Source organism: Leptospira langatensis, assembly GCF_004770615.1.
Taxonomy (GTDB): domain Bacteria; phylum Spirochaetota; class Leptospiria; order Leptospirales; family Leptospiraceae; genus Leptospira_B; species Leptospira_B langatensis.
The window spans coordinates 69520-83019 of record NZ_RQER01000004.1; the positions used below are offsets into that span (position 1 = coordinate 69520).

9 protein-coding genes are annotated in these 13500 nt (G+C 41.8%); 3 read left to right on the plus strand and 6 right to left on the minus strand.

Annotation, left to right across the window (positions count from 1 at the left end; genetic code table 11):
- Window positions 1-11 precede the first annotated feature (11 nt).
- The 4 genes from EHO57_RS04535 to EHO57_RS04550 form a co-directional block, all read right to left on the minus strand.
- Entirely contained in the window at window positions 12-1622 is a 1611-nt protein-coding gene (locus EHO57_RS04535; RefSeq protein WP_135646308.1) for a methyl-accepting chemotaxis protein, read from the minus strand.
- Between the two features lie 9 nt (window positions 1623-1631).
- Complete coding sequence (locus tag EHO57_RS04540) at window positions 1632-2084, minus strand: chemotaxis protein CheW (RefSeq protein ID WP_135646307.1); 453 nt, start codon at window positions 2082-2084, stop codon at window positions 1632-1634.
- A complete protein-coding gene (locus EHO57_RS04545) occupies window positions 2077-4629 on the minus strand; it encodes a chemotaxis protein CheW (protein WP_135646306.1) in 2553 nt (850 codons plus the stop codon). The genes EHO57_RS04540 and EHO57_RS04545 overlap by 8 nt, the downstream gene beginning before the upstream one ends.
- Before the next feature lie 440 nt (window positions 4630-5069).
- Window positions 5070-6362, minus strand: a complete 1293-nt coding sequence (locus EHO57_RS04550) for a hybrid sensor histidine kinase/response regulator (protein WP_135646305.1) — start codon at window positions 6360-6362, stop codon at window positions 5070-5072.
- Between the two features lie 394 nt (window positions 6363-6756).
- Between EHO57_RS04550 and EHO57_RS04555 the strand changes: the two genes are divergently transcribed.
- Window positions 6757-7974: a PilZ domain-containing protein gene (locus tag EHO57_RS04555; protein ID WP_135646304.1), complete on the plus strand. Its 1218-nt coding sequence runs from the start codon at window positions 6757-6759 to the stop codon at window positions 7972-7974.
- A 262-nt stretch (window positions 7975-8236) separates the two neighbouring features.
- Here the strand turns inward: EHO57_RS04555 and EHO57_RS04560 are convergent, their stop codons facing one another.
- Window positions 8237-9193 (minus strand): lysylphosphatidylglycerol synthase domain-containing protein, encoded by a 957-nt coding sequence (locus tag EHO57_RS04560; RefSeq protein WP_135646303.1) that lies wholly within the window; start codon window positions 9191-9193, stop codon window positions 8237-8239.
- Between the two features lie 207 nt (window positions 9194-9400).
- Here EHO57_RS04560 and EHO57_RS04565 point away from each other — a divergent pair, with 207 nt between their 5' ends.
- Entirely contained in the window at window positions 9401-10168 is a 768-nt protein-coding gene (locus EHO57_RS04565; protein ID WP_135646302.1) for an FkbM family methyltransferase, read from the plus strand.
- A 182-nt stretch (window positions 10169-10350) separates the two neighbouring features.
- Here the strand turns inward: EHO57_RS04565 and EHO57_RS04570 are convergent, their stop codons facing one another.
- Window positions 10351-11946: an oleate hydratase gene (locus tag EHO57_RS04570; RefSeq protein WP_135646301.1), complete on the minus strand. Its 1596-nt coding sequence runs from the start codon at window positions 11944-11946 to the stop codon at window positions 10351-10353.
- 222 nt (window positions 11947-12168) lie between these two features.
- On the opposite strand from EHO57_RS04570, the gene EHO57_RS04575 reads away from it, so the two are divergent.
- Entirely contained in the window at window positions 12169-13497 is a 1329-nt protein-coding gene (locus EHO57_RS04575; protein WP_135646300.1) for an MFS transporter, read from the plus strand.
- The last annotated feature ends 3 nt before the right edge of the window (window positions 13498-13500 follow it).

Below are 13500 nucleotides of genomic sequence, written 5' to 3' on the forward strand. Positions count from 1 at the left end.
GGAATATCCTTCTATTTTCCCGTATTAGAGATCTTGAATTGGTTCACAAGCATGGTCAGACCGGCAGCCAGATCCTGCAAAGACTGAGACAACTTGGAAACACTGCTGGCATCCTTAGCCCCGTCGAGAGAAGCAGTGGAAATACCGTTGATATTCTTAGTTACATCGTTGGAAGTAAGAGATGTTTGACTTACGTTAGCCGCAATTTCTTTAGTAGTTATAGACTGTTCCTCTACCGCAGATGCGATGCTTCCACTGATCTCGTTCACTTCAGCGATCACGCTCGTGATCTTGCCAATCGATTCGATGACTTTCTCTGTACTCTTTTGGATAGCGGATATCTTGCTCTTGATCTCTTCGGAAGATTCTGCCGATTGACGAGCAAGCTCCTTCACCTCGGAGGCGACCACGGCAAAGCCTTTACCGGCCTCTCCCGCACCAGCTGCTTCAATTGCCGCATTCAAAGCCAATAGCTTGGTTTGAGCGGCGATATTGGAAATACTTTCGATCACATTCCCGATCTCGTTCGCATTCTCTCCGAGTTCCTTCACTACGCGGCTTGTCTCGATAGCAGTCGAATTTGCTTCTCTTGCGATCTTAGCGGAATCTGCGGCTTTCTTCGCAACTTCTCCTACGGATACGGACATCTCTTCTATAGAGCTGGATACAACGTTCAAATTCTGGTTCATCTGGGTTGCTGCCGCCGCGATCGTCTGAGATTGCTGGGACATCTCTTCGATCCCAGAAGAAAGATTTAAGCTCGCTCCGGAAAGATCTTGAGAAGATGCAAACAGTATATCCCCGTTTTCCTTCAGTCGGGAGATCAATGCAGCCGTATTGATCAGCATATTCAGGATCGCTTTACCTAATTCCCCAACTTCGTCGTTACGATTATGAGCGATATTGACCGAAAGATCACCAGTTGCAATTTTGTTCGTGATATCCGTTGCTTCTTTCAGAGGTTTTAGAATATAGGAAATGAAATAAAATCCTAAACCGACCTGTATCAATGCGAACGTACTAGCGATACCGATCGAAATAACCGGATCCATCTTGAATAGTTCCGAAACAGTGAGAAGCCCAAGTCCCAAGACGGTAAAAAGTACGAACGAAGTGAGCTTCATTCGAATGGATATTTTTCTCTTTCGCGTAGGCTCTAAAGTCCTCTTACCTGCAAGAATGTCCGTGTATAATTTTGAAGCGTCCTCTACCTGTTGGCGAGAAGGAGATCTCCGTACCGACATGAATCCTACGATATTCCCATTCTCCACCTTCGGCGCTACGTTTGCATCGACCCAATAGTGGTCCCCGTTTTTAGAGCGATTCTTTACTATACCTCTCCAAGGCTTACCGCTTTGGATGGTATCCCAAAAATCCTTGAATACGCTCCTTGGAATATCCGGGTGCCTAACAATATTGTGGGGCTTCCCGATGATCTCATCCTCTACGAGACCGGCAATATCCAGGAAATCCTTATTAGCATACGTTACTCTACCCTTAAGGTCCGTCATAGAAACGAGGGTAGTCCCCTCTTTCATGAGCCTTTCCTGGTCCGTTACGCTACCGGACATCTGCTTTCTCTCGCCTTCTTTTTCCTTGCTTTCAAAAATGAAACCTAACATATCGTCTCCTCACTCTTCTTCTAGTCGAAGCAATTCTTCCCTGTTCAAAATGATCATTGTTTTACTTTTTAAAATAGTTACGCTTTGTATAAACTTACCTTCTCTCTCGCTAATATGAGAAGGACAACTCTCGAGATCCCTATCCGCAATCTCGACGATATCCGCAATAGAATCGGAAAGGATCGCGAAAGACTCTTTCTTCCCCTTTAAACGAATGAGAGAATACTTCAGATCATTGTATCCTGCGGATCCTGTTTCTTTTCCCAAAAGGGATCGGAGATTCAGGATCGTTACTAGATCACCGCGAAGATTCACAATCCCTTCTATATAAGAAGGAGCATGTGGGATCCTTAATATTCTCTTATTGTGATCGACTTCCTTACATCCCTCCAAAGGAATACCAAAGGTTTCCGATCCGAGTAAAAAGGATAAGTACTGTCTTTTATCGCTCGATTCACTCATAGACTTGCTCCGAAGTAATTTCTCTCCTCGACGAAGTATTCTTTATTTCGTCGAGCATCCGTACTGGATCGATGACGATCACAGTTTGTCCGGAAACGATCCCGCTGCCGATCTCTCCCGAAGATTGATCCTCGTTCTTCGTGAAGGCGCCGATCTCCTCGATCACATTGTGGATTTCGTGAACTAGGATCCCTTTTTTACCTTTGCCAGTGTGAACCAGTATCATCGTACGTTCAGAAGCATGGTCTTTACACTGAATGCGGAAGTATCGATCCAATCTGCAAAGCTCTATCACTTCACCACGATATTGAATTAGCTCACGATCCAAGATCTTCTCGAAGTTCTGCGGATCGATTTGTTCGATACGGATCACTAAGCTGGAATCGGTCGCGAACAACTGAGGGCCAACGGAAAAAAGTAAGTAATGCGCTTTAGAGCTATCTTTTACTAACTGATTCGAACGAAGCTCATCCTTAATGTTGGCTTGCAACTTCAGGAATTTGCTAATTCCTGAAATATCAAGGATCAAAGCAACGTTCCCATCTCCCAGGATAGCTGCGCCCGTATAGAGATTTATCTTTGCGAGATCCTTAGATAGAGGTTTTACTACGATCTCTTCCGGGTTCTCTATCTCTTCTACGAGAAGTCCGAACCGATGCTTTTCGGTATGGACCACTACAACATATTTATTCTCAGTGACTTCGGAATCCGATGCGGACAATCCGAGTTCTTTCCCCATTTCGATTAAAGGAAGAAGATGGCCTCTGAGTTGATAGACTTGCTTATTCTCGACATAAGAGATCATCTTCCGATCCGTCAGGATCAGCTCGGAAATATTCTGTTGCGGGATAGCGAATAACATTCCCGATATGCGGACCATCTGACAGTTAATAATGGAAAGAGTCTGAGGAAGAGATGCGGTTACACAAGTGCCTCTTCCCTCTTGTGAAGTAATGGAAACAGTTCCACCAGCCTTCTGAAAATTCATCTTCACTACATCCATGCCGACTCCTCGACCGGATGTAGAAGAAACTGATTTTGCTGTGCTAAAACCGGGAGTAAAGATCAGCTCGGATAATTCTTCCTGAGATTTTCTCAGGATCTCCTCCTGGCTGAACAAGTTCTTTTCGAGTGCCTTGGCCTTGATCCTTTCGTAGCTCAAGCCTTTGCCATCATCTTCCACCTTGAGAATCACATTTCCTCCACGCAGCGATGCGGAGAGAAGCACCTTGCCCCTTCTAGATTTTCCTTCCGCCAAACGCTCCTTAGGAGATTCTATTCCATGATCTACGGCATTCCGGATCATATGAGTGATCGGGTCGGAAATGGAATCGATAATATTCTTATCCAGTTCTACTTCCCCACCCTCTAAGACTAAATCTATCTCTTTGCCTGTAGTATTTTCCAGATCGTGGATCAGCCTAGGAATTCTCTTATACAATGTCTCCAGCTTTTGCAACCGAGTTCGCATAACGCTTTCCTGAGAGGATGTGATCAATTGACTCAGGTTCCGTACGATAGAAAGCAAAGAAGGATCATCGTACGATTCGATCCTTTGCAGGAGTTGGTTCCGAACTATGATCGTCTCTCCCGCAAGATTGATCATATGGTCCAGTAGATGCAGCGGGATTTTTAGATATGTCTCCGCAGGCATTTCTTTTTGTTTAGACACGATGCTCGAAACAAGATTGGAAGCCGCCTCTTCCTTCTGGGTCGCCTGCACTGGAGAAGAAGAAGTTCGATCCTCCTTCTCTTCGAATTTAAAAATAGTAGAGGCTGATAAAAGGCGGATCGGAGAATTCTTTAAAAGGGTTTCTCTTTCTCCGGAATGCAATAGAAGCGCATAATCGACATTCTTATGAGAACCGTTAGAAGAATCTGAACTTGCGCTTCCGTTTACAAACGGTCCGTGACTTAGTATTTTTGCAAATTTTAGTAATGTGTCGACTGGAACAGAACCGTTTTTGCTTTCAGATCCCTTTGAGAGGAATTTCACCAGAAAAAGGCTTAAATGTTCCTGCTCCGCTATTTCTAGATAGCGTTTCGGGATTAATATCTTTCCATCCTTAAACGAAACATCCCCATTTTCGATGGGAGCGGTTTTTTTCTTTTTCGGAAGGGAGAAGAATCCGAATGCCGGTTTAGCATCTTCTTCTTTCTTTGTTTCCGGCGTTAGTAGAAATCCTTCTATCTTAGAGATCAATTCATCAACCTCTTTTGTATCTACGTTTCCTTGTTGCTCGTTCAATTCCTTAAGCATATCCAGACAACGCAAATACAGAGAGATCTCCTCCGACGAAGGTTTGGTTTCCGTCTTTCTCTTAATATTCAGTAGATTCTCGAAGGAATGAGCCAAGTTCGTGATAGAAGGTAAGTTAAAAATGGCCGAATTCCCTTTGATCGTGTGGATTGCCCTAAAAAGACTGTTCATTCGGTCAGGATGATATTCCTTCTCTAGCTCCAATACGGATTCTTCTGCGATATCCATAAGTTCTCTCGTCTCAACGAGATAATCTTTCAACAGATTTTCGTAATCAACTTCCATAACAATTTATCTACCGAATATAAATTCAAAAACAAAACTAACGTTAACTCTGCTTACTCAAGTCGCATCGGATAACGTATACCACTCTCAAGCACATTTTCGCAAATCGAACATTCCACACATCGCTTTCTATTTTCCAGACACAATTCCGCAGCTATTCGTTGGGAATTCCCGACATCCAATGATCTCACCTTCAAAAGCAAGAAGTATAGCGCTTCGGCTCTGGACATGAATGTTCTTTTCATGATCGAAGCCTCTTTCTCGGAATAGGCACTCTGATAGGAATCAGCCCATTCCGCTTCACCTATATTCCACCAATCCGGGACCGCATTCTGAATGTCATCGTAGAGCCGGTTATACCGATCCAGAAGGATAAGCACTGCATACTTTCTCAGCTTATCTTCCAAATCTCTGCTTCCTGAGGATCCAGACATAGGTTCTTAAACTTCCTTCTCGGACAGGACCGGTAGAAAGATCTCCGACATGACGCAAGGCTCTATGCAGGCCGAAGTATGGTCGGACACATTATGAATATTAAATATGCCCCTATGTTTGCTTACGATCAGTTCGACTGCCGTCAACCCCAGTCCCATTCCGTATTGCTCCAGGTCGGTAAATTCCTCTACAGGAGGAAGGAGCCGAAAGAAAGGACGAGTAACTAGTATTTCCTTGTGCTCCTCGTCGACAAGATGCTGATGGGTGATCACACCGTTTTTGACCGCTATGCAAAAATATCCGTCTATACGGCCGAAATAAATATCTACAAAAGTTCCTTTTTTAGAATATTTTAATGCATTTAAGATCAGTTCTTCAAAGGCGATCTGTATCCATTCCTCGTTTAATCTTAAGGATTCACAAGCCTTCGTGGATGAGAAACGCATCTTCAAGTCTTTCTTTTCAAGGTAGGGAAGAAATATCTGAGATCTTTTGCTTAAGGAGCTGATCAACTCGTTTATGCTAATGGTGTCCAGCTTAGGCTCTTCTGCGGCTAAGGTGAGGATCTTAGATAAGCCATCGATCTGTTTTCTCAGGACCTCTTGATTAGAATAGAGGAGATTGAGTATCTCATTATTTACAAGAGCCCCATTATCCGTAGTCTTATGGCCCATTTTCAAAAGATCAAGTAAGGAAAGAATGCTCCCAATACCGGATCCTTGAGAAAAAGAAGTGCTAAGGGATTTAATCGTGGAAATAGACAAAGCGCTCTGATCCGACTTTCGGATAGAATCTTTATACGTTAACCAATCCAACTGCTCCTTTAATACATCCCTGTTGGATCTTTCCACATTACTTTGGAAATCTCGTAAACCGTTGTATTGGTAAGCCAATGTAATAGCTCGATTAAATGATTCTCTATCCACCGGTTTGATCAAATAATCGAAAACTCCCAGCTTCATCACATCTATGATCTTGTCCGGCTCCTCCAGTGCGGATTGGACTACGATCACCGCATCCGGATCTGCTTCCTTTAAACTCTTGATGAAAGTAGCTCCGTCCTGCTCAGGCATAAACAGATCGATAAAATATATGGAGTAAGGCTCTTTTGCCGCCTGGACTTTTTCCATTCCGAGCTTTCCGTTCGAAACTATATCGAACTCCCAGTTCATCTTTCTACAATACTGATCGTAAAGTAACGCGATCTCGGACGAATCTTCGAGGATCAAAATTTTTCCCAAGCCCGAATGTCCGGAAACAACCTGCACATCTTCTACTTGATCTAACTCGCCGTTCATATTTTCTCTCTTTTGCAAACCCCACTCAATTTCTTCCGGAAGGAAGACCGGGATAGCGATTGAACAATTTTTACAGACTGGAGGTAAACCGAAAATATTACGGTTAGCTAATATTTTGTAATGAGCGAAAATCTCAACTCAATAGACCTGTGATTGAAGTGACACAAAGAGAACAGTGCTTGTGTAAAAAGTCATAAATTTAACTCCACTAGTAACGGATAAGTGGATAAAAATTGACAAAGATCAATATTTTACTTGGGAGACGAACCATTGAAAAAAGAGAAATTTTTTTCGATGGCTTATTACAATACGTTAGAACATATTATAAGATGATGTGGAGGTTATTTCATTTTTTCGTCGGACATTACTATATAGACTACGTTTGAGAAATCCAATGAGCGCCCGAAAAACACAAGGAAGAGAATACGATACTTTATCCGATCATTCCGTGATCTATAAGATCATAAAATCCTTCCTTTATATGGAAAAACTAGGGATTAAAGGCGGATCCAGCGCGGACAAATGCGAAATTATCAATATTTCCAACAATTCCGAAATGATAACCGTTCGTTTTTCGGACAACTTCCAACCGGCCTCAAACGAAAGGATCCTTCTGCAAAAGACCCTGAAAAAGCATATAGAGTTAAATTGCAGGACAATAAACCGTATCGCGAATAACGAATTCACACTCCAAATAGAATCTATTCATATAGCTAAAGAGAACCGAAAGGACGATCGTATCTTTATTAGAAACGATTCCGTATTCGCAACCAACGTAGTATATCATCCGAAACAATTCGAATTAAACCATCACACTTCTCCGAACCTTATGCGAACGATCTTGGAAACCTTTAGCCAGGACTTGAATCATCCGAAGTTCGGGGAAATAAAGATCGGGTCCTTCGAACGAGGCCAAGAACTAAAATTTAATATCGTTAGAAAGACCAAAAAGATCTTCTTCATTCCTGACACGAGCAAAACGAGTTCCTACACGGAGAACCTTCCTCAGTTCGTGAATTATATAACTTACTTCGGCAAGAATATATTGTCCGCCATCCGCAGATATAGGAACGAATCCATCACTTCCGAACTTATACTTCCTATCCTTTTCGATAAAAATGATAAGGATTCGTACCCGAAGGCATACCTGTGGGTACAAAGCAAGGTGGAGCCTATCTTAGCGGAAGATCTTCCCGAACTCTATGCCTTAGCCAATAAGGTCTCAGAAAAAATAGAAAGTTCCGATTCTGTCAAAGCAACCAATCGATTCGATATTCTGGACATTTCCGAATCGGGCGCCCGAATCAAGATAAGCGATAAAAATATAATATATTGTCTATATCCCTGTGAAACACTCAAGTTCGACTTAGTATTCAAAGGAAAGCCCCCGATCCCAATAAACGGAAAGATCTGCTGGCGCACGATGGACAGAAAGGGAAAATTATATCTTGGGCTCAAATTCGAACAGGAGAAAGAACTCCTACCTAGCTTAAGAAAACTAGAATATAATATCCAATCGCTTCGGAACAAAATGCACGCCAAGAGCGATCAGAACTCTTCGCTCGTTAAGATCTATCGGAGTCCGAACGCAAGAAAGAGAAAGTCAAAATAGGCGGTATTAGAAGAAGACATTCTTCCAGGAATGAACCTCGATGAATATGCAGATGGTGTGATCGCAGAGCTGCAAAAGAATAAATTGGAGAGCACTACGGAATTCTCCTCCAAAAATGGACAGGCATCCAGAGAGAAAAAAGATCAAATTTTTATACTGCCAAATTCTAGGAGATAGGGAAATATTTCTCCCGAATAATTGTATTTTTCTATTTGAGATAGCTGAAGCACACTGACATAAGAGCTTTATCTAGTTGCTTACATTAAGTCTCTGATTTTTTCATCGTCACCAATGTGATCAAAAAGAAAAAACCATCTCCTGCAGTAGCAATAATGCGGAATGAGATGGTTGTAGCAAGAGCAATCCCCGGATCAAATTGCAATCCCAAACCAGTTGCGAGAGCTGCATCCCTTACACCTAAACCAGCAGGTGCACCTGGAAGGAGATAGCCAATAATCCAAGACGATGCAAACACATACGTTAAGAATAAAATATCATTTGCAGGAACGTGAAATGCAAAGTTTATAATTAATGAAAGCAATAGCCCTGATATCAAGAACGTAAGTAAATCAAAGAAAACTACGAAGACTAATGCGTAGATCTTAGGAGCCTTAAGCGGGTTACCACCCGTAATTTTTAACAATAAGGGAATACGCATGCGATTTACTAAGGGAACGAAGAAAGGAAATAGAATTATTCCTAGTAATAGTAAAATTGGAATGATCTCTATTCTCATAGAAAAGGATCGTTCTTTCGAAAGGAGAAAGCCTAAAAAGCTAACAAAAAAACCTGTTCCGGTCAAGATAAGGGTTTCATAAAAGATAGTCTGCAAAGAAACAAACTTAGGCACCCCATGTTTTGCGGCCATATAAAGTCTTCCTAAATGATGGCCGACATTACCGGGCAAATATTTCCCGAACTGGGTCAAAAGACTGATTCGGATCGCATTGAAGGGTGAAAGAAAATCGCCGTATTCGTTAAGCAAAAGAGACCAGTTAAGTCCTGCGATAATCATATTTATACAGTATAAGAAAAAGCATACCGAGAAAATAAGCGCCGTCTTAACATTCCAATCAATAGACGGAAACCTTCCTATACTGCCTTTCAAATAATACGCAAAGTATAACACACTCGCGATCACAATAATCGACTTAATAATCGTTGTAAAAACTTTTGCTTTTGATCTTTCGCCGTTCTTTATACTATTACTTTCATTCATCTAACAATGTTTCCAATAAGACCATATTACATGCCTGCCAATATAATTGGTTGGCTTTTATTTTTTGCAGGATGTTTATATTCAAGTTCTCAGGCAACCTCTAAAAGCCAATCTATTTCGAATACTGGGGAAAACGATTGACCCAGAGATCTAACTCCACTTGAATTACAAATAAGATCATTCAAAAAGCTGGAAATTCTACGATAGATGGAAAACAATAGCTACCCGAGTAACGAAACCCCTCCTTTCGAGCAGTTGAATTTATTGCAAAAATTCATTCGATTATTCGAACCACTAGAAAATATAATACCTAGCTCTTATAGAATGCCCTTTCGATATTACGCGCAGTATTTCTTCAAAGCGTTAGAGCCCGAAATATTTATACTTTCCGATCTGATCCCTAAAAACGGTATTGCAATTGATATTGGCGCAAATCGTGGAATATACGCATACGCTCTATCGAAATTAGCGAGCAAAGTAGAATGTTTTGAACCAATTCCAAAATGTGTAAAATACCTACAGGACTACGGTTCAAATAAAATTACAGTACATAATGTTGCACTATCGGATCAATCAGGGTCAATGAAATTATATATTCCAATATTAAAAGGACGTACGACTCTAACTAGAGCATCTCTCAATAAACCTAATGGCCCGTATGTTGACCTTGAAGTGGAAATAAAAACACTAGACTCATTTAATTTTCCGAAGGTAGATTTTATCAAGATTGATGTAGAAGGATTAGAATCTAATGTAATCAAAGGCGCTTCCAAAACAATCTCACAGTACCGCCCTAAATTGTTAATTGAAATAGATCATCATAGAAATTCCGCGGAATCTTTCGGTTGGATTTTTTCCTTTTTTGAAAAATTAAAATACAAACCTTATTTACTTCGCAATGGAAAATTAGAGGAATGTAAAGACCCTAAACAAGAAGCTTTATTGCAATATAATTTTATTTTTCTTCCTACTTAAAGTAAAAGTAAATAACTTTATCTTAATATGCATAATTTTGGTTCCCTCTATTATTTTATTAAATGCATATTCATTCAATATAAAGCAAGTGTTCGATTCTATCTGTTTCTACTTAGGGAAAGGCATAACAGAGTTTTAAAGAATTTCATCAGCCTCTCACCTAACTGCTTAATTAAATCGTTCTACGAACGGTAAGAAGTATGGACGGCGCGGGCTAACACCGTTGGTCTCTTCCAATACTTGGTCACCGGAGCCACTTGTTTGTTGATCCCGAGCAAAGTATAAACAGCTAAGCGAGCGGCTCTAACGGAATATTCCTCGGTAAATACCATATCTTCTGGAATTTCCACAAACTGACTGATCAAGGCAAGATTCGTTGAGCCTGTAGGCACTACTGCGGGTCGATCGGACTTCTTTCTAGGCTGGAACAACGCATCAATATAAGGTAGCATAACGGGAATTACGTTAATGACACTCGATTTGATCTTAGATCCATGTTCTTCAAAATGAAGATGATGGATCAGCTCATCCAGAACCTCTTCGCCAGTACAATCGGACATCCGTTTTTTTACAAGATCCCCTATTTGATCCGGGAACAAACCGTAACCCCAAAGGATAGTAGTATCCTTATCTTGGGTCTTGAAGTGAGGTTGGGCAGCGACCACAATCGACATTCTCCAAGAAGAATCCTTAAATGTCATCAAGGCTCCACTGCCCGGCCTATTCTTCGTGAATTCTTCGATCAATCGTAAGAAAAATTGACCCTTAAAGGTTGCCGTAAAAGAAAACCATTTCGTTTCATCCGGCTTCTGGAAGAACGGGTTCGGGTTGCCTAACTTGCCAGGTTTTTTATCCGATATCTTGCGCCATAAAAGAAAACTCGGCGGATTTTCCGGTAAATATTTTGCCGGAGTATGATAGCTCCCGTTATTCGAGTTATCCGTAATGCAACCGTTCGTAAAGAAACAGAGATCTCCCTTGTCTAAACCAGTCTTTCCCGCCTTACCATTTTTATCTTCCCAATGGATATGGGTCACAGTGATCTCATCCGCATCCAGAAATTGAAGATCGATTACCGTCTTATCCAAATGATAATTCACACCCTTTTGATCTAAGTATGTTTTAATGGGTAGGATCACCGAATCAAATTGGTTATAAGGAGTTCTGGTCACTCCTTCGAGTGTATCAATTCTAGAAAATTCCAGAAGCATCCGCTTCATATATCGTTGGAATTCAAATAGGCTAGACCATTCCTGCCAAGCAAAAGTAGTCTGCCACATGTACCAAAAATTCGTGGTAAAGAAATGGTCGCCGAACCAATCTCGGATCGTCAAATCATCAAGATCGTTCTCATTCGCAAAGAATAGTCGGACTAATTTGGATCGGTCCTCCGAGTTGAATTGCATATCGGTGACTGAGAGTATATTTCCATCTTTATCGATCAGACGAGCAAGAGAATGCGTAGGATTCGCATGATCGAAGGTGAATATCTCTTCCTTCAAGGAAATACTAGGGTCTTCCAAAGAAGGGATTCTTTCCATAAGATCCCAAAAATTCTCGTATGTCTCTTCATTCAACATACGGCCTCCACGACATACGAAACCCTTAGACTCGGTCCCTGAGCCGTCGTTGCTTCCCCCAAGAATAGATAAAGATTCCATAATATGGATATTCTTCCCCTCGAAACCTGCGTCTTGGATCAGATAGACAGCAGCAGCTAAACTCGCGATCCCTCCTCCTACAAAGTAAGCTTGTCTTTCCGTATTCTTTTTTCTCATATTCGCATCCTCCGATCCTACAAATAAAGAACGAAGATCTTCGAGGTCCGTTCCTTCGTAATGCAATCTGGTTGACCTGCAGTCAGCTTGACCATCGAAATTCCGATCAGAGGACATATGATTAAAAGCAATTTGAATCGAAATGTCCTTCCAATAGGATCGGAACTAGTCACTCTCGAAAATGTTTGTAAGAGTTACAAAGAAAAGAAGGATTGACCTTTCATGCTTTCCACAATCCTGAATTGGTTTAAACCTTCTCCACCTATTAAACGGCTCCCACAAGAAAAGATACAAGATCTCTACCCAAGGTTAAGATGGAGGGTCTTAGAATCTACGTTCGTAGGATATGCGGTATTCTATCTAGTCAGAAATAACTTTCCCGTAGTCGCAAAAGAGTTTGCCCAAGATCTGCAATACTCACAGGAACAGATAGGCAATATCCTGGCCACTACGGCAATTTCATACGGGATCGGAAAGTTCCTTATGGGCGCGCTTTCGGATAGAAGCAATCCGAGAGTCTTTATGTCGGTCGGTCTCGTCTTCACCGCATTATGTAATATCGCCTTTGGAGCCAGCTCGAATTATGAAACGCACCTACTTCTGTGGGCAATCAATGGTCTTTTCCAAGGAATGGGATGGCCTCCTTGCGGAAGGTCACTGGGACATTGGTTTAGCGCAGAAGAAAGAGGACAAAAATTCGCGATCTGGAACATAGCGCATAACGTAGGAGGAGGCTTAGTCGGACTCATCGCAGCGGCGAGTGCTTCTCATTTCGGTTGGAGAAACGCATTCTATATACCGGCAGGCATTTCGATCGTTACAGCTATCTATCTTTATTTACGTTTATATGATACTCCTCAATCTGTAGGGCTCCCTCCGATCGAAGAATACAATTCCAAGACTCCTTTGGAGGGACAATCCGAAGAAGATAGGGAAAGAGAGCTCAGTTTCAAAGAGATCATTTTAGATTCCGTTCTTTTAAATAAATATGTTTGGGTCTTTGCCTTAGCGAATTTCTTCGTTTATATAGTGCGATATAGTCTCACAGATTGGGGTCCGTCCTATCTAAAGTTTGCCAAAGGAGCCAGCTTGGAAAAGGGAGGACTCAGTACTTTCATTTATGAATTCGCAGGGATCGGCTCTACTTTGTTAGTCGGGTGGTTCTCCGATAAAGTAGGAGGGAAAAGAGGCATGGTCAGTCTACTGTGTATCCTACCCATCTTGGCAGCCCTCTACGGGTTATTGTTCGTTCCCCAAGGTCATCTTTGGATCGATCTGACGCTTTTCGGAGTAGTAGGATTCTTTATATATCCTCCGGTTATGTTACTCGGAGTTGCCGGTCTTGACTTCACTTCCAAAAAGGCCGTAGGAACAGCTGCAGGCTTTATCGGATTGTTCGGCTATCTTGGCCGGACAACGCTCTCGAAAGCCGTTGGTTGGATGACAAGCCAAGAAGGCTTTCGATGGGAATATTCCATTTACCTTATATTATTCTCGGCGGTTGCCTCCATCCTTCTTCTGTCCTTCACATGGAAATGGAAGCCTAGATGACCG

Coding starts and splice junctions, on each gene's coding strand:
- EHO57_RS04550 (WP_135646305.1), bottom strand. CDS start 6,362: ATGAACGGCGAGTTAGATCAAGTAGAAGATGTGCAGGTTGTTTCCGGA.
- EHO57_RS04535 (WP_135646308.1), bottom strand. CDS start 1,622: ATGTTAGGTTTCATTTTTGAAAGCAAGGAAAAAGAAGGCGAGAGAAAG.
- EHO57_RS04575 (WP_135646300.1), top strand. CDS start 12,169: ATGCTTTCCACAATCCTGAATTGGTTTAAACCTTCTCCACCTATTAAA.
- EHO57_RS04560 (WP_135646303.1), bottom strand. CDS start 9,193: ATGAATGAAAGTAATAGTATAAAGAACGGCGAAAGATCAAAAGCAAAA.
- EHO57_RS04545 (WP_135646306.1), bottom strand. CDS start 4,629: ATGGAAGTTGATTACGAAAATCTGTTGAAAGATTATCTCGTTGAGACG.
- EHO57_RS04540 (WP_135646307.1), bottom strand. CDS start 2,084: ATGAGTGAATCGAGCGATAAAAGACAGTACTTATCCTTTTTACTCGGA.
- EHO57_RS04570 (WP_135646301.1), bottom strand. CDS start 11,946: ATGAGAAAAAAGAATACGGAAAGACAAGCTTACTTTGTAGGAGGAGGG.
- EHO57_RS04565 (WP_135646302.1), top strand. CDS start 9,401: ATGGAAAACAATAGCTACCCGAGTAACGAAACCCCTCCTTTCGAGCAG.
- EHO57_RS04555 (WP_135646304.1), top strand. CDS start 6,757: ATGAGCGCCCGAAAAACACAAGGAAGAGAATACGATACTTTATCCGAT.